We start from the raw sequence: 20557 nt of genomic DNA on the forward strand, positions 1-20557 counted from the left end.
GCGTCAGAGCGACTTGCCGACGAGATCGACCAGGTTCGCGAGGCGGTTGGAGTAACCCCACTCGTTGTCGTACCAGGACACGACCTTGACCTCGTTGCCGATGACCTTGGTCAGCGGGGCGTCGTAGATCGAGGAGTGCGGGTCGGTGACGATGTCGCTCGACACGATCGGGTCCTCGTTGTACTTCAGGATGCCCTTCATCGGACCCTCGGCGGCGGCCTTCATCGCGGCGTTGATCTCGTCGATGGTGGCGGCCTTGGTCAGGGTCGCGGTCAGGTCGGTGACCGAGCCCGTGGGGACCGGAACGCGCAGCGCGTAGCCGTCGAGCTTGCCCTGCAGCTCGGGCAGCACCAGGCCGATGGCCTTGGCGGCACCGGTGCCGGTGGGCACGATGTTCAGGGCCGCGGCGCGGGCGCGACGCAGGTCCTTGTGCGGCGCGTCCTGCAGGTTCTGGTCCTGGGTGTACGCGTGGATGGTGGTCATCAGACCCTGCTCGATGCCGAAGGAGTCGTGCAGGACCTTCGCGATCGGGCCGAGGCAGTTCGTGGTGCACGAGGCGTTGGAGATGATGTTCTGGGTGCCGTCGTACTTGTCGTCGTTGACGCCCATGACGATGGTGATGTCGTCGCCGGTGGCGGGCGCGGAGATGATGACCTTCTTGGCGCCGGCCGACAGGTGGCCCTTGGCCTTCTCGGCGGCGGTGAAGATACCGGTGGACTCGACGACCACGTCGACGCCCAGGTCGGCCCACGGCAGCGCCGAGGGGCCCTCCTTGATCGCGAGCGCCTTGATCCGCTGCTCGCCGACCACGATGGTGTCACCGTCGACCGACACGTCCTGCGGCAGACGACCCAGGATGGAGTCGTACTTCAGCAGGGTGGCGAGGGTGTTGATGTCGGTGAGGTCGTTGACCGCGACGATCTCGATATCGGTCTTGCCGACAGCCTTCAGCGCCTCCACCGCACGGAAGAAGTTACGTCCGATACGACCGAAGCCGTTGATACCTACCCGGACAGTCACGTTATCGCTCCTCAGCTTTCAAGCGGATTCATTCCGACGGTCACCACAGTAGTAGTCGACCCAACCCCACCGACACCCACCTGCGGTTTGTGAGTCCCTGGCCCCTGACCTCCAGGAACGCCCAGAGTAAAGGGCAGAGCGGTCATGCATGACCGCTCTGCCCAAAACGTCGGATTCCCCACATGTTCGCCGCGCGAGCGCCTAGGCGTCGTCGAGGAGCTCCGCGGTGACCGCCGACTCGGTGTCGGGGATGCCCAGATCCTTCGCGCGGCGGTCGGCCATCGACAGCAGCCGCCGGATACGACCGGCGACAGCGTCTTTCGTCATCGGCGGGTCGGCCAGCTGGCCGAGTTCCTCGAGCGAGGCCTGCCGGTGCTCCACGCGCAGCTTGCCCGCCGCGGCCAGATGGTCGGGCACGTCGTCGGCGAGGATCTCCAGCGCGCGCTCCACCCTGGCCGCCGCCGCGACGGCCGCCCGCGCCGAGCGGCGCAGGTTGGCGTCGTCGAAATTGGCGAGTCGGTTGGCGGTGGCCCGCACCTCGCGGCGCATCCGGCGTTCCTCCCAGGTGAGCCTCGTGTCCTGCGCGCCCATCCGGGTGAGCAGCGCACCGATCGCCTCGCCGTCGCGCACGACCACGCGATCGGTGCCGCGGACCTCCCGCGCCTTGGCGGTGATGCCGAGCCGCCGCGCGGCGCCGACCAGCGCCAGCGCCGCCTCCGGTCCGGGGCAGCTCACCTCGAGCGCGGAGGACCGGCCCGGTTCGGTGAGCGAACCGTGCGCCAGAAAGGCGCCACGCCAGGCCGCTTCGGCGTCGCCGATACTGCCGCCGACCACCTGGGCGGGCAGCCCGCGCACCGGGCGTCCGCGTACATCGAGCAACCCGGTCTGGCGGGCCAGCGCCTCACCCTCCTTGGACACCCGCACGACGTAGCGGGAGGTCTTGCGCAACCCGCCCGCGCCGAGCACGTGCACATCGGAGCCGTATCCGTAGAGCTCGAAGATCTCCCGGCGCAACCGCCGCGCGATGGACCCCATGTCCACCTCGGCCTCGACGATCACCCGGCCCCCGACGATGTGCAGACCGCCGGCGAACCGCAGCAAGGCCGACAATTCCGCCTTGCGCGAGCTGACCTGCGACACCACGAGCCTGCTCAGCTCGTCCTTCACCTCGGCTGTCATCGCCACGAGACGCGCTCCTTTCCCACCGACCCGGAACGCACATCCGATCCCGTGTGCCGTCCCTCGACTCGAAGCCCTGCCAGTTGCGGCCGCGGCTGCTGGATCAGCTGATCCAGTGCGGCGGCTAGTTTTCCGGGATGATGCCGATCCGTTCCCGGCTCGGCGACATCGCAGAACGTTACCCGTGCGCGCAACTGTTCGGCGGCTCTTGCCACATGTTCCCGTTGCCGCCCCTCGGGCACCGACGCCGAGTCGACGAGCACGTCGTCGACCGCGAAATCCGGTGCGTGCTGGGACAATACATGCAGATGACGTTCGGCGGAGAACCCGGCCGTCTCGCCCGGCTCCGCCGCCAGGTTCAACACGAGCACCTTGCGCGCCCTGGTGTGCACGAGCGCGTCGTGCAGCTGCGGCACGAGCACATGCGGAATGACGCTGGTGAACCACGAACCCGGGCCGAGCACAACGACATCCGCGTGCTCGATGGCCGAGGTCGCTTCGGGGCTGGCGGGCGGATCGGACGGAATCAGCCGCACCCGCCGGACCTTACCCGGCGTGGTCGCCACCGCAACCTGGCCGCGCACGCACCGCCCGATCCGCGGGTCCGACTCCAGCCCGGACACCTCGGCCTCGATGTCGAGGGGGATCGGCGACATCGGCAGCACCCGGCCGGTGATCCGCAGCAGTCTGCCCACCTCGTCCAGCGCGGCCACCGGATCGCCGAGCACATCGGTGAGCCCGGCCAGGATCAGGTTGCCGACCGAGTGACCGGCCAGCGCGCCCGTCCCGCCGAAGCGATGCTGCACCGTGGTCGCCCACACGCCGTCACCGTCCTCGGCGAGCGCGGCCAGCGCCATCCGCAGGTCGCCCGGCGGCAACATGCCCAGCTCACCGCGCAGGCGGCCGGAGGACCCGCCGTCGTCGGCCACCGTCACGACCGCGGTGATCCGCCTGGTCAGCCTGCGCACCGCGGTCAGGGTCGCGTAGAGCCCGTGACCGCCGCCCAGCGCGACGACGGCTGGATCGGCCTCCCAGCCACTCATTCGCGCCCCAGATCCCGGTGCACGACGCGGACGACGTCCACCGCCGCGTGCCCGGTGTCGGCGCCGATGCGTTCACCGAGCGCCTCGGCGATCGCGACGCTGCGATGTTTGCCGCCGGTGCACCCCACTGCCACCGTCATGTATCGCTTCCCCTCTTGGCGGTATCCGGTCGTGGTCAGGTCGACGAGATGGTGGCAGGTCGACAGGTAGTCCTGCGCGCCCGGCCTCGACAACACGTAGTCGCTGACCACCGATTCCTGGCCCGTGTGCTCCCGCAGTTCGGGAATCCAGTGCGGGTTGGGCAGGAATCGCACATCCAACACCATGTCGGCGTCGAGTGGAACACCGTACTTGAAGCCGAAGGACTGCACGGTCAGTTGGAGTGCGGCGGGCGCGCCCGCGCCGTACACCTCCTCCAGCTTGCGGTGCAGCTGATGGATCGAGAGCTCGGTGGTGTCGATGACGACATCGGCGGCCGCCTTCACCGCGGCCAGCCGGACCCGCTCGGCGGTCAGGCCGGCCGACAGCGTGCCGTCGGGGCTGTCGCTCTGCAGCGGGTGCCTGCGCCTGGCGAAGCCGAAGCGCCGGATCAGCACGTCGTCGGAGGCCTCGAGGAACAGCACGCGCGTGCGGATGCCCATCCCGCGCAGTTGCTCGGTGACGCCGGAGAGGTCACCGGTGAAGAACCGGCTGCGCACATCCATCACCAGGGCGAGCCGCCTGATCGGCGGGTCGGCCGCGGCGCCGAGTTCGATCATCCGCCCGATCAGTTCGGGCGGCAGGTTGTCGGTGACGTACCAGCCGAGATCCTCCAATACACGTGCGGCGGTACCGCGGCCCGCACCGGACAGACCGGTGACGATGACCACTTCCACTGGCTGCTGTGTGTCGGAGACCGACCCGGCCTTTCCGGGTACCGCCCCCGCATTGTTGTTCGATTCGACGCGTGTCATGTCCTACCGGATCCGTTTCTGGGTGCCTTTCGATCATCCCGCACCGGTTCGGGTATCGGGCGCAGACACACAACGTACGGCACTCGCAATCTTGCGTCCTGTGATCCGCCCCGCCCCCACTACGGGCTGTTGAGTGCTTCGAGCACCGCCTTCGCCGTGGAGACGCCGATGCCGGGCACCGCGGTGATCTCGTCGACGGTCGCGTCCTTGATCCTGGCGACCGAGCCGAAATGGGTGACCAGCGCGGTGCGTCTCGCCTCGCCGAGGCCGCGCACCGAGTCCAGCGCCGATGCCGTCATCCGGCGCGAGCGCTTGCTGCGATGGAAGGTGATGGCGAAGCGGTGCGCCTCGTCGCGCACGCGTTGCAGCAGGTAGAGCGCCTCGCTGTTGCGCGGCATGATCACCGGGTCTGGTTCGCCTGGCACCCATACCTCTTCGAGGCGTTTGGCCAGCCCGATGACGGCGACATCGGTGATGCCGAGCTCGTCGAGTACCTCGGCGGCCGCGGCGACCTGCGGCGCGCCGCCGTCGACGACGTAGAGGTTCGGCGGGTAGGCGAAGCGGCGCGGTTTGCCAGTAGCCGGGTCGACGCCGGGCCGCGAGCTCGGCTCGTCGGTCTCGTCGGGTTCGAGTTCGGCGACCTGCTGCCGGTCGCGCGCGAGGCGGGCGAAGCGGCGGCGCGTCACCTCGGCGATGCTGCCGACGTCGTCGGAGCGCCCGTCGCCCGCGGCCTCCTTGATGGCGTAGTGCCGGTAGTCGGATTTGCGGGCGAGGCCGTCCTCGAAGACCACCAGCGAGGCGACCACATCGGTGCCCTGCACGTGGCTGATGTCGACGCACTCGATCCGCAGCGGTGCGCTGTCGAGATCGAGGAAGTCCTGGATGTCTTGCAGCGCTTGCGATCTGGAGGTCAGGTCGCCTGCCCGCTTGAGCTTGTGCTGGGCCAGCGCCTCGCCCGCGTTGCGCTGCACGGTCTCGGCGAGCGCCTTCTTGTCGCCGCGCTGGGGCACCCGCAGCGAGACCGCGGAGCCACGCAGTTCACTCAGCCACTCCTGGATCTGCACGGCGTCGGCGGGCAGTTCGGGGACGAGCACCTCGCGCGGGACGACGATCACCTCGGCGTCGGCGTTCTGTTCGGCCATGGCGGCCTGCTCGCCGTAGAACTGGGTGAGGAACTGTTCGACCAGGGCGGCGAGTTCGGTGCCGGACTCGGCGACGTCGAGCGCGTCACCGGACTTGTCGACCACCCAGCCGCGCTGACCGCGGACCCGGCCGTCGCGGACGTGGAAGATCTGCACGGCCGCTTCCAATTCGTCGGTGGCGAAGGCGATCACGTCGGCGTCGGTGCCCGTGCCGAGCACGACGGCCTGCTTCTCCAGCGCGCGGCGCAGGGCCTGGACGTCGTCGCGCAGGCGCGCCGCGGTCTCGAAGTCGAGGTCGTCGGCGGCCTCGTGCATGCGGCGCTCGAGCGCGCGCACCATCTTGTCGGTGCGGCCGGAGAGGAAGTCGCAGAAGTCGTCGACGATCTGGCGGTGTTCGTCGGCGGTGACCCTGCCCACGCACGGCGCCGAGCACTTGTCGATGTAGCCGAGCAGACAGGGCCGCCCGATCTGGTTGTGCCGCTTGAACACTCCGTTGGAACACGTGCGCGCGGGGAACACGCGCAGCAGCAGGTCGAGGGTCTCGCGGATCGCCCACGCGTGCGCGTAGGGGCCGAAGTAGCGCACGCCCTTCTTCCTGGCGCCGCGGTAGACGAACAGGCGCGGGTACTCCTCGTTCAGCGTGACCGCGAGCACCGGGTAGGTCTTGTCGTCGCGATAGCGGACGTTGAACCGCGGATCGAATTCCTTGATCCAGTTGTATTCGAGCTGCAGCGCCTCGACCTCGGTGGAGACCACCGTCCACTCCACGCTCGCGGCCGTGGTCACCATCTGCTTGGTGCGCGGGTGCAGCGAGTACACGTCGGCGAAGTAGGAGTTCAACCGGCTGCGCAGGCTCTTGGCCTTGCCGACGTAGACGACCCGCCCGTGCGCGTCCCGGAACTTGTACACACCGGGTTCGACGGGAATGGTGCCCGGCGCCGGCCGGTACGTCGCGGGATCTGCCACCCGTCCAGCCTATCCACCCGGTCCGACAGGCTCACCGACCCGACCGGACCGTCTGGTCTGCCCGTGTACCGTGAATGTCCGGATTCGTTCCGGAAAGGACCACCGTTGACCGACCCCACCGCCGCCCTGCCCACGGCCCTCGACGACCGCTACGCCGACGAGGCGCCGCCGCCCGGCCTGATGCCGGGCACGGTCCGTGGCGCCCGGCTGATCGCGCTGGTCGCGACGCTGGTCGGGATGGTGCTGATCGTGCTCACGGTCGCGCTCGGGAACGACGGCTCGCTCGGCACGCTCGTCGCGGGTTACCTCCCCAGTCTCGCGCTGGCCCCGCTGTCGCTGCTGTTCGGCCGCGGCGGCGACCGGGTCAGGCAGGTGGCGGTCGCCCTCGCCGGACTGGCCGCGCTGGCGTCGAGCACCGGCATCCTCACCGGCCTGCCGCCCGGCGCGGTCGGCATCGTCGCCAACGGCGCGATCCTCGCGCTGCTGCTGCGCCCCTCCGCCAAGGCCTGGTTCACCCGCGAACGCTGACCCGCCGCACGCCGCGTTCCGGCGCGGCAGGCGAGGGCGGGTCAGCTGGTCGCGACGATCCCGTGCGCGGCGAGCGCGTCGATGAGGGCGCGCGGCCGGTCGGCGGTCGGCAGGGGGTCGACGAGGGCGAAGCGGGCGCCGAGCAGCGTCGCACCGCCGTCGGCCTCGGCGCTGTCCCCGATCATCAGTACACGCTCCGGCGCGACGCCGAGGCGGTCGATGGCGTCGCGGAAGATCTCGGCGCTCGGCTTGATCGCGCCGACCTCGAAGGACAGCGTCATCGCGCCGATCAGCTCGGTCCATCCCCGCCGGTCGAAGGCGGGGCGGATGTCGAAGGCGATATTGCTGACGATCCCGATCGGAATGCCGTGGGCGGACAGCGATTCCAGGACCATGCCGGTGTCGGGGTACGGGGTCCACGCGAGGGGGTCGATCAGGCGTTCGTAGAGCCTGCCCGCCTGGCGGTCGGGAACGCCGGAGCCGCGCAGCACCTCGAGATAGGCGTGCCGGTGCAGCGCCGGGTCGAGGTCGCGGTGGTCCCAGGCGTGCTGGCCCGCGGCGTCGAAGGTCATGAACTGTTCCACCGGGGCCGTCATGCGCCGCAGCACTTCGGCTTTCGCGGCGACGTCGAACGGCGCGCCCGCGTCGTCGATCAGCTCGTCGGCCCAGGTCCGGTCGTCCTCCAGCCGGAAGACCGTGCCGGAGAAGTCGAACAGCACCGCGTCGATATCCATGTCGCCAGGGTAGCGAGCACGGCGCGGGTCACCCGGCGGAAATCGGTTCGGCAACCGAACATTCGCGCCGCCGTCACCGCCGCGCCGCCCGCCCCGTGGCGGGGAAAAGGGCGGCCCGGCGGGCCGGGCGGGGTTACGCTGCCAGGATGACGCCAAGGCGACAGACCTGGATCGGCGCCGCGGCGGCCGGTTTGCTCACCATGGGACTGCTGACGGGCTGTTCGTCCGAGGACAGCGCGGCCGCCGAGTGCACGAGCACACCGAACGGCACCCCCGTCTCGGCCGCCCCCGCGACCGGTGCCCCGACCTCGCAGAACCTCAGCACCAACCCGGAGATCGCGTCGGGCTACCGCTCGGACATGACCGCGGTGCGCACCCGCACCTATGCCGTCTCCACCGCGAATCCGCTGGCCACCGAGGCCGCGTGCCGGGTGCTGCGCGAGGGCGGCACCGCGGCCGACGCGCTGGTCACCGCGCAGGCAGTGCTCGGGCTGGTCGAGCCGCAGGCCTCCGGGATCGGCGGCGGCGCCTTCCTGGTGCACTACGACGCGAAGTCGCGCACCGTCGAGGCCTACGACGGCCGCGAGACCGCGCCTGCCGCGGCCACCGAGAACTACCTGCGCTGGGTCAGCGACACCGACCGCACCGAACCCGCGCCGAACACCCGCGCCAGCGGCCGCTCGATCGGCGTGCCCGGCGTGCTGCGGATGCTCGAGCTCGCGCACCGCGAGCACGGCACGACCGCCTGGAAGGAGCTGTTCGACCCCGCGATCAGCCTGGCCGACGCCGGTTTCGAGATCAGCCCGCGCCTGGCAGGCCAGATCGCCGAGTCCGCCAAGGACCTCGCTGCCGACGAGGGCGCGCGCGCCTACTTCCTCGAGGCGGACGGCGCGCCCAAGAAGCCGGGCACCCTGCTCACCAATCCCGCGCTGTCGAAGACTCTGTCCGCCGTGGCCACCGACGGCGCGCAGGCCCTCTACACCGGCGCGATCGCGCAGGACATCGTGGAGGCCGCGGGCAGCACCGCGGGCGGGCGTACGCCGAGCCAGCTCACCACCACCGACCTGGCGAACTACCAGGCGGTCAAGCGCACCGCGCTGTGCACCGGCTACCGCAAGTACGAGCTGTGCGGCATGCCCGCGCCGTCCTCGGGCGGCACCACGGTCGCCGCGACGCTGGGCATCCTGGCCAATTTCGACCTCGCCGCGCTGCGTCCGCAGGATCTCGACGCCAACGGCGGGCGACCGGACGCGCAGGCGGTTCACCTGATCTCCGAGGCCGAACGGCTCGCCTACGCCGACCGCAACAAGTACGTCGCCGACCCGGATTTCGTTCCGCTGCCCGGCAATTCGGCCCTGTCGCTGGTGCATCCCCAGTACCTGAAGCAGCGTTCCACACTGATCGACCCGCAGCGGAGCATGGGCACCGCCAAGCCGGGCGATCTCGGTCCGGTGCCGCTGGGCAACGGCCCGCAGCCGCCCGAGCACGGCACCAGCCACATCTCGGTGGTCGACAAGTACGGCAATGCCGCGGCGATGACCACGACGGTCGAGTCCGCGTTCGGTTCGTTCCACTTCGTCGACGGGTTCCTGCTGAACAATCAGCTCACCGACTTCGCGAGCGACCCGCTCGACCCGGACGGCACGCCCGTCGCCAACCGGCTGCAGCCGGGCAAGCGGCCGCGCAGTTCCATGGCGCCGACGCTGGTCTTCGATCGCAACGACGCGGGCGATCGCGGCGACCTGGCCCTCGTCACCGGCTCCCCCGGCGGATCGGTGATCATCCAGTTCGTGGTGAAGACCCTGGTCAACGTCCTGGACTGGGGTGTCGACCCGCAGCAGGCGGTCTCTGGCGTGGCCTTCGGCGCAGGCAACACGCCGGTCACCGGGATCGGCGGCGAGCATCCCGCCATCGACGCCACCGACAACGGCGATCACGATCCCCTCGTGCAGCGGCTGCGTGCCATGGGCCACCAGGTGTCGGTGGCACCGCAGACCAGTGGTCTGAGCGCCCTGCAACGCGACGGGTCGGACGGCTGGACCGGCGGCGCCGACCCCCGGCGCGAAGGCGCGGTCCTGGGCGACACCCGCTAGCGCGCGGTACCGGGCCGGTGCACGAGCGGCCCGGTCAGTCCTCGGTGGCCGAGTAGCGGGCGCCGAGTTCGCGCAACCGCTCGATGGCGTCGGCGGCGTGGGCCTTGTCGTTGGAGCGGATCGCCAGCATCGGGACGTAGTCGTCGTCGGCCAGCTCGAGCCGGGCCCAGGACTTGCGGTCGGGGAACGAGGCGCCCCGGATGTAGGCCCACGGGTATTCGTGGTCGCCGAGGATGTTGCGGACCGAGACGCCGCGGGCGCCCGCGCGGACCCGGGGCCGGGTCAGCAGCAGGACCGCGCCCGCGCCGAGCACGCCGATCAGGACCATCGCGATCTGGTCGGCGAACCGGAAGTTCACCCCCGTCGATCCGGTGCGCAGCAGGATCCCACCCGCGGTGAAGAAGACCAGGATGACGATCGCCACCACGACGGCGGTGCGAACGGCCCGGCGCGGCCGCACCTCCAGCTCCCAGTCCGCACCGGGTTCGGGAGCACCCGCACCGCGTCGCCAGGTCCGCACCACCGGCACGGTCACGCCGATCGCAGCGCGCGCAGGGTGAGCGCGGCGTCGAGGGCGGCGGCGCACGCCTGCTCGCCCTTGTTCTCGGCCGAACCGGGCAGTCCGGCCCGGTCGCGCGCCTGCTCCTCGTCGTTGGTGGTGAGCACACCGTTGGTGACCGGGGTGGCCGCGTCCAGCGACACCCTGGTCAGCCCGGCGGTCACCGCGTCGCAGACGTACTCGAAATGCGGTGTGCCGCCGCGGATCACGACGCCGAGCGCGACGACGGCGTCGTGCGTGCGGGCCAGCTCCTGGGCGACCACCGGCAGTTCCATCGCGCCCGCGCAGCGCACCACGGTGATGTGCTCGACGCCGGCTTCCTTCGCGACCCGCTCCGCGTTGGCGACCAGGGTGTCGCAGATCTCGGTGTGCCAGCGCGAGGCGACGATGCCGAGTCGGACGTCTGTGGCCTGTGCCAGCGCGAAGGACGGGACACCCGTGCCGCTCATCGTTGCTACCTTTCGGAAGTGGTGGTCACTGCGCGGTTTCGCCGAGGTCCAGATCGTCGAGGCCGACCAGGTCGTGCCCCATCCGGTCCCGCTTCGTGCGCAGGTAGTGCAGATTCTCGGCATTGGCGCGCAACGGCATCGGCACCCGCTCGGTGATCCGCAGGCCGTAGCCGTCGAGCCCGACCCGCTTGGCCGGGTTGTTGGTGAGCAGCCGCATCGAGCGAATACCCAGGTCGACCAGGATCTGCGCGCCGGTGCCGTAGTCGCGGGCGTCGGCGGGCAGGCCGAGGTCGAGGTTGGCGTCGACGGTGTCGCGGCCGGTGTCCTGCAACTGGTAGGCCTGCAGCTTGTGCATCAGGCCGATGCCGCGGCCCTCGTGTCCGCGCATGTACAGCACGACACCGCGGCCCTCCTGGTCCACCATCTCGAGCGCGGCGTCCAGCTGCGGACCGCAGTCGCAGCGCAGCGAGCCGAAGACGTCGCCGGTGAGGCACTCGGAGTGCACGCGCACCAGCACGTCCTCGCCGTCGCCGATGTCGCCGCGGACCAGCGCGACGTGCTCGGCCTCGTCGAAGATGCTCTGGTAGCCGACCGCCTTGAAATCGCCGTGCGCGGTCGGGATGCGCGCCTCGGCCACCCGCACGACGTGCTTCTCGTGCTTGCGCCGCCAGGCGATCATGTCGGCGATCGAGATCATCGCCAGATCGTGCTCGTCGGCGAAGACGCGCAGCTCGTCGGTGCGGGCCATGTGCCCGTCGTCCTTCTGGCTGACGATCTCGCAGATCACGCCCGCCGGGCGCAGACCGGCCATCCTGGCCAGGTCGACCGCGGCCTCGGTGTGACCGGGCCTGCGCAGCACGCCGCCGTCCTTGGCGCGCAGCGGCACGACGTGGCCGGGCCTGGTGAAGTCGTCGGCCTTGGCCTGGGCGCTGGCCAGCAGGCGCATGGTCACGGCGCGGTCCGCGCCGGAGATGCCGGTGGTGATGCCCTCGCGGGCGTCGACCGAGACCGTGTACGCGGTGCCGTGCTTGTCCTGGTTCATCGCGTAGGCGGGCGGCAGGCCGAGCCGGTCGCAGTCGTCGCCGGTCAGCGGCACGCAGATGTAGCCGGAGGTGTAGCGGATCATGAACGCGACCAGCTCCGGGGTGGCCTTCTCGGCCGCGAAGATGAGATCGCCCTCGTTCTCCCGGTCCTCGTCGTCGACGACGACGACAGCCTTACCGGCCGCGATATCGGCGACCGCGCGCTCGATGCTGTCCAACCTGGTCACGTCTGCTTGCTCCGTATTCTTGGCGGCTGACGCCGCGGGTTGCCGGGGATGGCATTGGCTACCACATTACGGCCTGCGATCGGGGGTTCCGGCGACCGCATCCCGTCTGCTGGGTCACCCGCGCTGCGCGAGTCGCTCCACGTACTTGGCGATCACGTCGACCTCGAGATTCACGGTCGTGCCGACGGGCGCGGTGCCGAGGACGGTCAGCGCGAGGGTGGTCGGGATCAACGAGACCTCGAACCAGTCGGTGGCGCCGTCGGCCGCGGGCTCGGACTCGCGGCCGAGGCCGGAGACGGTGAGCGAGACGCCGTCGACGGTGATCGAGCCCTTCTCCACCACGTACCGCGCGATCGCCTCGGGCAGGGAGATCCGCACGACCTCCCAGTTCTCCGACGGCGTGCGGGCGAGCACGGTGCCGGTGCCGTCGACGTGTCCCTGCACGAGGTGGCCGCCGAGGCGGCTGTTGAGCGCGGCCGCGCGTTCGAGGTTGACCCGGGAGCCGACGACCAGTGCGCCGATGCTCGACCGGTTCAGGGTCTCGGCCATCACGTCGACGGTGAAGCTGTCGCCGTCGACGACGTCGACCACGGTGAGGCAGACACCGTTCACGGCGATCGAATCACCGTGCCCGGCATCGGAAGTCACCAGCTTGCCGCGGATCGTCAGCCGGGCGGCGTCGGTCAGCTGTTCGGTGGCGACGATCTCGCCCAGCTCTTCGACGATCCCTGTGAACATGCCTGACTCCCTTGTCGCTTCCTGTACCCCGATGGGCCCAACAGCGGGTGCGCGGCCGCTATTCCCGGCGGTACCCGTCCGCCGCACAGCCTAGTGGCGGGCGCTGTGCGGACCGTCGACTCGGGGTCGGATCCGACCGCGGGCACGGTGACGTCGCCGAAAAGAGCGACGCGTCATCGATTCGGCGGCGGAAGCGGGTCGGCACGACCGAACACCGCCGTTAATCATTCCGGCGGTAATCGTTCAATCGAATTTTCTGAGAACCGGTCGCGGCCATTCCGTGGACGGTCCTATCCTTGCTTTACCCAGGAATGCCGAACTTGCAAACACGATGATTCGAATGCTTGCGCCGATCCCGCCATTGACGCAATATTGTTATGTCGCCGATTCCCGCCGTTCAACTGCTGACGGCCTGATCGACGGCGCATCCGACCCGCGGCGATGCCGCCACGGGGAGTTCGACCCAGGGCTAGTCCACCACTCCAGGAAGACAGACAACTGTGGGTCACAACAAGTTCGCTACGTGTGGGGGTGCCGTGTGAGCACATTATTGGATTCCGCGCTGGAAATTCGTTGCGTGCGTTATCGGCGGGAACTACACCTGCCCGCGACGATCGAGCCGGACTCGCGCCGCATTCTGTTGCAGATCGGCGCACACTACGGCGCGGTCACCATGCCGGGCGATCTGGGTGAGCGGGTGCAGGCCCGGTTGCGCGAGGCCGCCATCGCGGGTCCGGTCGTCGCCCACCCGCGGGCCAGGCGCTGGACCTTCCTCACCGGACCGTGCCGCGCCGACACCCTCACCACCACCGCCTCGGCCGAGCTGTTCCGGCTCTACACGACGGTCGCGTGCCACGGCAGCCAGATCGTGCTGCCCTCCCCCGACGACGAGCGCACCGGGTACCGCACCTGGGTGCAGGCGCCGGAGGCGGCCGACAACCGACCGCCGCTGCACGCCGTGATCGAGGCGGCGCGGGCGCTGGGCACCCGCAAACTCCGCTCCCTGTAACCGAATTCGCCGTTTACGGCTGCCAGACGGCAGTCGCCATGCTGCGCAGTGTCTGCACGGCGGCACCGGGATCGGCGGTGTTGTAGACCGCCGATCCCGCGACGAAGCAATCGATGCCCGCCGCGGCGGCCTGCTCGATGGTGTCGGTGTTGATGCCGCCATCGATCTCCACGACGAGCCGCAGCTCACCCGCGTCGACCAGATTGCGCACGATCCGGGCCTTCTCCAGCACCTCGGGAATGAACGACTGGCCGCCGAAGCCGGGCTCGACGCTCATCACCAGCAGGGTGTCGAATTCGCGCAGGATCTCGAGGTACGGCTCGATCGGCGTCTTCGGCTTCACCGACAGGCCCGCCTTGCCGCCCGCGGCGCGGATGTCGCGGGCCACCGCGATCGGATCGTCGGTCGCCTCGGCGTGGAAGGTGACGTTGTAGGCGCCGGCCTCGGCGTAGCCCGGCGCCCAGCGGCCCGGGTCGTCGATCATCAGGTGGCAGTCGAACGGGATGTCGGTGGCCTTCAGCAGGCTCTGCACCACGGGCAGGCCCAGTGTGAGGTTCGGCACGAAGTGGCCGTCCATGACATCGACGTGGAGCCAGTCGCATCCTTCGACGGCGGCCGCCTCAGCGGCCAGATTCGCGAAATCCGCGGACAGGATGGACGGGGCGATCATCGGCTTCGCCGGGCGGGAGAACGTCGGTGTGGACACAGCGCGCAAGTGTAGCGACCAAATGGTGATTGCCCCGGGGGGATGTGGGTAGCCTGCATAGGGTGACCAATATTTCGGCGGAACAAGGGCTGTTCAGTGCCCCGGTGGAGATTCGCGTAGCAGCATCGCTCAACCAGCTGCCCATCCTGCGCGGCCTGGCCGAAACCCTGGTCCTGCTCAGCGATTTCACCCTCGACGAGGTCGCCGACGTGCGCCTGGCGGTGGACGAGGTCTGCTCGACGCTGATCGCGATCGCGGCCCCGGATTCGCAGCTCACCTGCGAATTCCTCGTGGGTGACACCGAACTGCTGGTGCGGGTCGACGGTGTCGCGGGCTCGGAGGGCATGCCGGACCAGCGCAGCTTCGGCTGGCACGTGCTGCGCACGCTCAGCGACGAGGTGACCGCCGACCAGCAGGGCTTCGACGCGGCAGTGGCCGGATATCCGACGACGGTCCGATTCCGTCGGGTCCGGGGGAAGGCGTAGTGCACGGCGAGGACACCACCGAAGAGCACGCGCCCGACCAGGAGAACAGCACCGGCACCGAAACCACCACGGAGAACCCCGCCGAGCCGGAGAACCCGGTGGAGGCGGAGACCGAGGACGAGGAGACCGACGAGCCGGTTTCCGGGTACGACGATGTGAGCGCGCTGTTCGAGCGCCTCGCGGCGACCGAACCCGGCAGCGCCGAGCACGCGATCGCCAGGGATGCGCTGATCAACCGCTGCATCCCGCTGGCCGATCACATCGCCAGGAAGTTCAGCGGGCGCGGCGAGCCGTTCGACGATCTGTCGCAGGTGGCGCGGGTCGGCCTGGTACACGCGGTGGACCGGTTCGACCTGAGTCGCGGCTCCAACTTCCTGTCCTTCGCGGTCCCGACGATCATGGGTGAGGTCCGGCGCTACTTCCGTGACAACACCTGGGCGATGCGGGTGCCGCGGCGGGTCAAGGAGACCCACCTGCGCATCGGCGCCGCGGTCGACCAGCTCTCGCAGCGCCTCGGCCGGTCCCCCACGGCCAAGGAGATTGCGGCCGAACTCGACGTCGACCCCGATGAGGTGACCCAGGCGGTCATCGCGGGCAACGCCTACCAGCCCACCTCGATCGACGCCGCCTCGGTCGGGCGCGACAGCGACGCCTCCCTGCTCGACACCCTGGGCGAGGAGGAATCGCAGTTCGACCGGGTCGAGGAATACATCGCGGTGCGCCCGCTGCTCGCGGGCCTGCCCGAGCGCGAGCGGCGCATCCTCACCATGCGGTTCTTCGAGTCCATGACGCAGACCCAGATCGCGTCCCAGCTCGGCATCTCGCAGATGCACGTCTCGCGCATCCTCGCGAAAACCCTTGCGCGTCTGCGCGAATTGTCCGAACGGGACTGACGGCCGCGCACGGGACAACGGCGTCCCTACGCGCCCTGCCGCTCCCGCCGCAACCGGGCAGGCGCCCGCAGCCACCACGCCGCGTCGACGAGTTCGGCCAGCTGATCCGGGTCGACGACCGCGAGATCGATCAGGATGAACGGGTGCCCGTCGTAGTGCGGGGTCGTGTAGAACGCCGGATCGCCGGAGGCCAGCAGGGCTTGTTTCTCCGGGATCTCACACAGCAGAGCCAGGCCGCCTTCGGCCTCGTCGCGCAGGCGCGCGAACCCTTTACCGCCGACCTTCAGGCCGGGTGAGCGCCACCAGGTGCCCTCCTCGACCCCGGGCAGCGCCGTCGCCACACCCACCACCTGTTCCCACGTCATCGCCATGGGTCGATTCTGCGCCCGCGCACCCCGTCGGCGCTTGGACGAATGTCGCGTGGCGTGCCGACCGGTTCGCCCGGCCGCTCGCCGATTCCGGGTGCAGGCGACTGTCGACGGTCTCGGAGCCGGGCCCGCGCCGGGTGGCAGGACCCGGCTCCGCGTCGGTGGCCGGCCTCAGTCGAGCGGCTTGCGCAGGGCCGCGACGAACATCGCGTCGGTGCCGTGGCGGTGCGGCCACAGCTGAGCCGACGGTCCGTCGCCCAATTCGGTGACGCCCGGCAGGCATTCGCGGGTGTCGAGCTGCTCGGCGCCGGAGCGGCGGACGAAATCGCCGACGACGCCCAGGGTTTCGGACAGGTGCGGTGAGCACGTGGAGTACACGACCACACCACCGGGACGCAGCAGATCCCAGGCCGCGGCGAGGAGTTCGCGCTGCAGGGCGACCAGTTCCGGCACATCTCCGGGTGTCCGCCGCCAGCGGGCTTCGGGGCGGCGGCGCAGCGCGCCGAGGCCGGTGCACGGCGCGTCGACGAGAATGCGGTCGTAGCCGGGGGCGAGACCGCTGTCGCGGCCGTCGGCGACGTGCACGGTGACCGGGAGGTCCCTGGTCGACTTGCGGACCAGTTCGGCGCGGTGCTCGGCCGGTTCGACGGCGTCGACGGTGAACAGGTCGATGGCGGCCAGCGCGCCGAGCAGCGCGGCCTTGCCACCGGGACCGGCGCACAGGTCCAGCCAGCGCCCCTGGTCGGGGCCGTGCAGCGGTGCCCTGCTCAGCGCGAGGGCCACCAGTTGGCTGCCCTCGTCCTGCACGGCGGCGATGCCCTCACGGACCGGTTCCAGCTGACCGGGGTCGCCGCCGTCGAGGTACACGGCGTAGGGCGACCAGCGGCCTTCCTCGCCGCCGGTGACCAGGGCCAGCTCCTCGGCGGTGATCTCGCCGGGCCGCGCGACCAGGTGCACGAGCGGGCGCGCGTCGTCGGCGGCGAGCAGGTCGGCCAGTTCCCCGGCGCGGGCGCCGAGCGCGTCGGCGAAGGCCTGGGCGATCCAGGTCGGGTGCGCGTGCTCGAAGGCGAGGGCGCCGACCGGGTCGGCGGGCGCCAGCTCGGCGATCCACTGTTCGGCCGTCTTCTCCCCCGCGCGCCGCAGCACCGCGTTGACGAAACCCGCACGCCCCTGGCCGAATTCGGACCTGGCCAGGTCGACCGAGGTGTCCACGGCGGCGTGCGCGCCGATGCGGGTGCGCAGCAGCTGGTAGACGCCGAGCCGCAGGATGTCGAGGATCGGACCGTCGATCTCGGCGACCGGGCGGCCCGCACAGGCCGCGATCACCGCGTCGAGCTGGCCGAGCGAACGGCACGCGCCATACGTGAGCTCGGTCGCGAACGCCGCGTCGCGCCCGCTGATCTTGCGCTCCCGCAACAACTTCGGCAGCACCAGGTTCGCGTAGGCCTCCCGGTCCCGCACCGCGCGCAACACGTCGAGGGCCACCTCACGCGCCGGATCCACCGGCTCCCCGCGCCGCTTGCGCGGACTGGGCACACTCGGATCGGCCCGCTCGTCCCGGCGCCGCCCACCACCGGCCCGCGCACCACTCTGGGCATCGCGCCCGGCCCGCGCGCCCGCACGGGTACCGCCGGACGGCTGGCCACCACGCGAATCCCCGGCACGCGCGTCACGTTCCGCGCCGGACCGACTCCCGGCGCCGCGCCCCGGGCCGCCCGAGCGCGCGCCACCGGAACGATCATCACGCCGGTTCGCACCGCCGCCGGAACCACCGCGTCCACCGGCCGAGCGCCGCTCGCCACTGTCACCGAACCGCCGCTCCCCCGCGCCGTCGCCGGAACGATCGTCGCGCCGGCCCGCGCCGGCCGAGCCACCCCGGTTGTCGGTGCGGTCGGCCGAGCCACCCCGGTTGTCGGTGCGGTCGGCCGAGCCACCCCGGTTGTCGGTGCGGCGGGGCCCGGCGGATCCACGGTCGTCCGACCGGCGGGAGGCGCGCGGCGCGCGGCGATCGTCCCCAGCGGGAACGGTGCCGCCGCCCTTGGCGGCGCGGGCCGCCCAGCCGCCGTCGACGTTCTTACCGGTCACCTTCCGGTCGTCGCGGGGCGCGGCGCCGGAGCGCTGGTCGGCTTCGCGGCGACGCCTGCGGTCGGAGGCACTCATGCGGTCACCTCACCGACGCGCGGCTCCAGCACGACCGGCACGGCACCGGCGTCAGTCCGCTCGCTCATCCGATCACCGCGCCGGGGGCCAGGCGGGCGCCGCGAGCCCAGTCGAGGGCGTTCATCATCTTCTTGCCCGGCGGCTGGACCTGGCCGAGGCGGACCGCGGTGGTCGCCGTGCCGACGAAGACGCCGGATTTGCGTACCTCGATCTCGCGTTCGGGCAAGGTTTCCTCCACCATCTCCACCGGACCGAGCTTGAGGCGCAGTCCGTTCATCTCGGTCCACGCGCCCGGCGCCGGGGTGACGGCGCGGATCCGGCGGTGGATGGCCAGCGCGGGCTCGTCGAAGCGGATCCGGCCCGCCTCCACGGTCACCTTCGGCGCGTAGGACACGCCGTCGGTGGCTTGCGGCACCGCGCGCACGGTGCCGTCTTCCACTCCGTCGAGGGTCTTCTCCAGCAGGACCGCGCCCGCGTCGGCGAGCCGGGCGAGCAGCTCGCCCGCGGTGTCGGTGACGCCGACCTGCTCGGTCATCACGCCGTAGACCGGGCCGGTGTCCAGGCCCGCCTCGATGAGGAAGGTCGACGCGCCGGTCATGTCGTCGCCCGCGTCGATCGCCGCCTGGACCGGCGCCGCGCCGCGCCAGGCGGGCAGCAGCGAGAAGTGCAGATTGATCCAGCCGTGCCGGGGGATGTCGAGCACGCGCTGCGGCAGCAGGGCGCCGTAGGCCACCACCGGGCAGCAGTCCGGGTTCAGCTCGGTGAGCGCGGCGACGAAGTCCGGGTCGGCGGGCTTGCCGGGGGTGAGCACGGGGATGCCGTGCTCGTCGGCGAGCTGCCCGACCGGCGAGCGCATGATCTTGCGGCCGCGCCCGGCGACGGCGTCGGGCCGGGTGACGACCGCGACGACCTCATGGCGTTCGCTCTCGATCAGCCTGCGCAGCGAGGGCACCGCGGGGTCAGGGGTTCCGGCGAAGACCAGCCGCATCAGTGGCCACCGCCGACACCGCTGGACTCACGGACGGTGATGCCCGCCTTGAACCAATCGGATTCGCGGATGGTGCGCATCGCGTCCTTGCGGTCGGCGGGCTCGAGCTTGGCGATGAACAGCACGCCGTCGAGGTGGTCGGTCTCGTGCTGCACGCACCGCGCCAGCAGTTCGGTGGCCTCGAACTCGACCGGAGCGCCGGCCTGGTCGACACCGGTGACGTGCACGCGCAGCGCGCGGCGCACGTCGTAGCGCACGCCGGGAATCGACAGGCAGCCCTCGGGCCCGACCTGTTCGTCGTCGCCGATCGCGGTCCACACCGGGTTCACCACATGCCCGGCGGCGTCGCCGGTGTCGTAGACGAACACCCGCAGCCCGACGCCGATCTGCGGCGCCGCCATACCGACGCCGCCGTCGTCGTGCATGGTCTCGGTGAGGTCGGCGACGAGCTGGGCAAGCTCGGCCCCGAACTCGGTCACCGCCTCCGCACGGGAACGCAGAATCGGATCGCCGAACAGGCGAACGGGCTGGATGGTCACGCGGCGGCTCCCGGCTGGACGATGGGCGGTCGTCCTATTCTATGGACCGCCTCAGGACTCCTTCCGCCGCACCATCTCGGCGATCCAGACGGGCGCGAACGGCGAGGTGCAGTTCGGCGGCGTCGGATAGTCCGCGAGCACCTACAGCCGCGCACCGATCTCGACCGCGCGGGCCCGGTACCCGGGATGTTCGATCCCGATCTGGGCGAGGCAGGTGTTCATCGCCCACTGCAGCCGGTCGGGCGCGTCGGCCATCTCGGCCTCGATGACGTCGAGCAGCCCGGCCAGGTCGAGCCCGTCGGGCCGTTTCACCACGCGATCACTGGTCAGCGCCCAGCCCGCGCTCGCGACCACCGGGTCGGGGTCGGCGAGCCACGACTGCCGCAGGTCTTCGGCGCCCGGGTGCTTCTTGACCACGTAGTTGACGAGCCAGTCGTGCGCCTTGGGGGTGCGGGCCTCGCGGAGCATGGTGTCGAGCTCGGCGCGGTCGAAGGACTTCGGGCGGCAGATCAGCAGCGCCAGCAGGCGTGCGGCGGTGTCGCCGGTCGCCCACAGCTCGCGGGCGAGTTCGTGCCGGGTCTTCAGCCGGGTGGCGATCGCGCGCAGCGCGGTGAGGTTCACGCCGTGGTCGTCGCCGTGTTTCTCGTTGACGGCCCGGATCTTCGGGTTGTCGAGCGCGGCCAGCTCGGCCAGCAGCTCGGGCACGGTCTCGTCGGACACCGGGGCCTCCTGTCC

General features: G+C 70.8%; 20 protein-coding genes and 1 pseudogene. 5 read left to right on the forward strand and 16 right to left on the reverse strand.

The features are described 5' to 3' along the window. Positions 1-3 precede the first annotated feature (3 nt). The 5 genes from gap to uvrC all read right to left on the reverse strand — a co-directional run bounded on the left by gap (position 4) and on the right by uvrC (position 6303). The gene (gene gap, locus AB0H56_RS21905; protein WP_110035508.1) at positions 4-1020 is read right to left on the reverse strand and encodes a type I glyceraldehyde-3-phosphate dehydrogenase; all 1017 of its coding nucleotides are present in this window, start codon (positions 1018-1020) and stop codon (positions 4-6) included. Between the two features lie 201 nt (positions 1021-1221). Then, a complete protein-coding gene (gene whiA, locus AB0H56_RS21910) occupies positions 1222-2205 on the reverse strand; it encodes a DNA-binding protein WhiA (protein ID WP_110035509.1) in 984 nt (327 codons plus the stop codon). Continuing rightward, positions 2196-3242 carry a uridine diphosphate-N-acetylglucosamine-binding protein YvcK gene (gene yvcK, locus AB0H56_RS21915; protein ID WP_357166208.1) on the reverse strand — a complete coding sequence of 349 codons (1047 nt, stop codon included), beginning with the start codon at positions 3240-3242 and terminating at the stop codon, positions 2196-2198. The genes whiA and yvcK overlap by 10 nt, the downstream gene beginning before the upstream one ends. Next, a complete protein-coding gene (gene rapZ / locus AB0H56_RS21920) occupies positions 3239-4195 on the reverse strand; it encodes an RNase adapter RapZ (RefSeq protein WP_357166212.1) in 957 nt (318 codons plus the stop codon). The genes yvcK and rapZ overlap by 4 nt, the downstream gene beginning before the upstream one ends. A 119-nt stretch (positions 4196-4314) precedes the next feature. Continuing rightward, a complete protein-coding gene (gene uvrC, locus AB0H56_RS21925) occupies positions 4315-6303 on the reverse strand; it encodes an excinuclease ABC subunit UvrC (protein ID WP_357166215.1) in 1989 nt (662 codons plus the stop codon). Between the two features lie 105 nt (positions 6304-6408). Between uvrC and AB0H56_RS21930 the strand changes: the two genes are divergently transcribed. Continuing rightward, the gene (locus AB0H56_RS21930) at positions 6409-6831 is read left to right on the forward strand and encodes a hypothetical protein (protein ID WP_357166218.1); all 423 of its coding nucleotides are present in this window, start codon (positions 6409-6411) and stop codon (positions 6829-6831) included. 41 nt (positions 6832-6872) lie between these two features. Here AB0H56_RS21930 and AB0H56_RS21935 read toward each other — a convergent pair whose 3' ends face one another. After that, positions 6873-7565: an HAD family hydrolase gene (locus tag AB0H56_RS21935; protein ID WP_357166221.1), complete on the reverse strand. Its 693-nt coding sequence runs from the start codon at positions 7563-7565 to the stop codon at positions 6873-6875. A gap of 146 nt (positions 7566-7711) precedes the next feature. Here AB0H56_RS21935 and ggt point away from each other — a divergent pair, with 146 nt between their 5' ends. Next, positions 7712-9658, forward strand: a complete 1947-nt coding sequence (ggt, locus tag AB0H56_RS21940; RefSeq protein ID WP_357166224.1) for a gamma-glutamyltransferase — start codon at positions 7712-7714, stop codon at positions 9656-9658. Between the two features lie 34 nt (positions 9659-9692). Here the strand turns inward: ggt and AB0H56_RS21945 are convergent, their stop codons facing one another. From AB0H56_RS21945 to AB0H56_RS21960, 4 genes are all read right to left on the reverse strand, one after another. After that, positions 9693-10187, reverse strand: coding sequence for a PH domain-containing protein (locus AB0H56_RS21945; protein ID WP_357166602.1), 495 nt, complete (start codon positions 10185-10187; stop codon positions 9693-9695). 2 nt (positions 10188-10189) lie between these two features. Then, complete coding sequence (gene ribH / locus AB0H56_RS21950; RefSeq protein ID WP_110035516.1) at positions 10190-10666, reverse strand: 6,7-dimethyl-8-ribityllumazine synthase; 477 nt, start codon at positions 10664-10666, stop codon at positions 10190-10192. Between the two features lie 25 nt (positions 10667-10691). After that, positions 10692-11936, reverse strand: a complete 1245-nt coding sequence (locus tag AB0H56_RS21955) for a bifunctional 3,4-dihydroxy-2-butanone-4-phosphate synthase/GTP cyclohydrolase II (RefSeq protein WP_280348194.1) — start codon at positions 11934-11936, stop codon at positions 10692-10694. A 114-nt stretch (positions 11937-12050) separates the two neighbouring features. After that, positions 12051-12674 (reverse strand): riboflavin synthase, encoded by a 624-nt coding sequence (locus AB0H56_RS21960; protein WP_357166228.1) that lies wholly within the window; start codon positions 12672-12674, stop codon positions 12051-12053. Between the two features lie 577 nt (positions 12675-13251). Between AB0H56_RS21960 and AB0H56_RS21965 the strand changes: the two genes are divergently transcribed. Next, positions 13252-13683: a hypothetical protein gene (locus AB0H56_RS21965; RefSeq protein WP_357166231.1), complete on the forward strand. Its 432-nt coding sequence runs from the start codon at positions 13252-13254 to the stop codon at positions 13681-13683. Between the two features lie 13 nt (positions 13684-13696). On the opposite strand, the gene rpe is transcribed toward AB0H56_RS21965, so the two are convergent. Beyond that, positions 13697-14353, reverse strand: a complete 657-nt coding sequence (gene rpe, locus AB0H56_RS21970; protein ID WP_110035520.1) for a ribulose-phosphate 3-epimerase — start codon at positions 14351-14353, stop codon at positions 13697-13699. 98 nt (positions 14354-14451) lie between these two features. On the opposite strand from rpe, the gene AB0H56_RS21975 reads away from it, so the two are divergent. Together AB0H56_RS21975 and AB0H56_RS21980 are read left to right on the forward strand one after the other, a co-directional pair. Then, positions 14452-14874: an anti-sigma factor gene (locus AB0H56_RS21975; RefSeq protein WP_357166233.1), complete on the forward strand. Its 423-nt coding sequence runs from the start codon at positions 14452-14454 to the stop codon at positions 14872-14874. Between the two features lie 98 nt (positions 14875-14972). Further along, a complete protein-coding gene (locus AB0H56_RS21980; RefSeq protein ID WP_357166605.1) occupies positions 14973-15767 on the forward strand; it encodes an RNA polymerase sigma factor SigF in 795 nt (264 codons plus the stop codon). Between the two features lie 26 nt (positions 15768-15793). Here AB0H56_RS21980 and AB0H56_RS21985 read toward each other — a convergent pair whose 3' ends face one another. The 5 genes and pseudogenes from AB0H56_RS21985 to AB0H56_RS22005 form a co-directional block, all read right to left on the reverse strand. Further along, complete coding sequence (locus tag AB0H56_RS21985) at positions 15794-16138, reverse strand: MmcQ/YjbR family DNA-binding protein (RefSeq protein ID WP_357166236.1); 345 nt, start codon at positions 16136-16138, stop codon at positions 15794-15796. 168 nt (positions 16139-16306) lie between these two features. Then, positions 16307-17671: a transcription antitermination factor NusB gene (locus AB0H56_RS21990; protein ID WP_357166608.1), complete on the reverse strand. Its 1365-nt coding sequence runs from the start codon at positions 17669-17671 to the stop codon at positions 16307-16309. Between the two features lie 688 nt (positions 17672-18359). Continuing rightward, on the reverse strand, positions 18360-19283 hold the full coding sequence (fmt, locus tag AB0H56_RS21995) for a methionyl-tRNA formyltransferase (protein ID WP_357166239.1): 924 nt from the start codon (positions 19281-19283) through the stop codon (positions 18360-18362). After that, positions 19283-19822: a peptide deformylase gene (gene def, locus AB0H56_RS22000; protein ID WP_357166242.1), complete on the reverse strand. Its 540-nt coding sequence runs from the start codon at positions 19820-19822 to the stop codon at positions 19283-19285. Before def ends, fmt begins: the two co-directional genes overlap by 1 nt. 51 nt (positions 19823-19873) lie before the next feature. Then, a pseudogene (locus AB0H56_RS22005) lies at positions 19874-20542 on the reverse strand (DNA alkylation repair protein). Between the last annotated feature and the right edge of the window lie 15 nt (positions 20543-20557).

The sequence above is a fragment of the Nocardia sp. NPDC050717 genome (assembly GCF_040654275.1).
GTDB lineage: Bacteria > Actinomycetota > Actinomycetes > Mycobacteriales > Mycobacteriaceae > Nocardia.

Bases quoted from the DNA above. Each gene is read 5' to 3' on its own strand.
- yvcK (WP_357166208.1), bottom strand. From the start codon at position 3,242: ATGAGTGGCTGGGAGGCCGATCCAGCCGTCGTCGCGCTGGGCGGCGGT.
- AB0H56_RS21985 (WP_357166236.1), bottom strand. From the start codon at position 16,138: ATGGCGATGACGTGGGAACAGGTGGTGGGTGTGGCGACGGCGCTGCCC.
- rpe (WP_110035520.1), bottom strand. From the start codon at position 14,353: ATGATCGCCCCGTCCATCCTGTCCGCGGATTTCGCGAATCTGGCCGCT.
- AB0H56_RS21935 (WP_357166221.1), bottom strand. From the start codon at position 7,565: ATGGATATCGACGCGGTGCTGTTCGACTTCTCCGGCACGGTCTTCCGG.
- rapZ (WP_357166212.1), bottom strand. From the start codon at position 4,195: ATGACACGCGTCGAATCGAACAACAATGCGGGGGCGGTACCCGGAAAG.
- ggt (WP_357166224.1), top strand. From the start codon at position 7,712: ATGACGCCAAGGCGACAGACCTGGATCGGCGCCGCGGCGGCCGGTTTG.
- AB0H56_RS21960 (WP_357166228.1), bottom strand. From the start codon at position 12,674: ATGTTCACAGGGATCGTCGAAGAGCTGGGCGAGATCGTCGCCACCGAA.
- ribH (WP_110035516.1), bottom strand. From the start codon at position 10,666: ATGAGCGGCACGGGTGTCCCGTCCTTCGCGCTGGCACAGGCCACAGAC.
- fmt (WP_357166239.1), bottom strand. From the start codon at position 19,283: ATGCGGCTGGTCTTCGCCGGAACCCCTGACCCCGCGGTGCCCTCGCTG.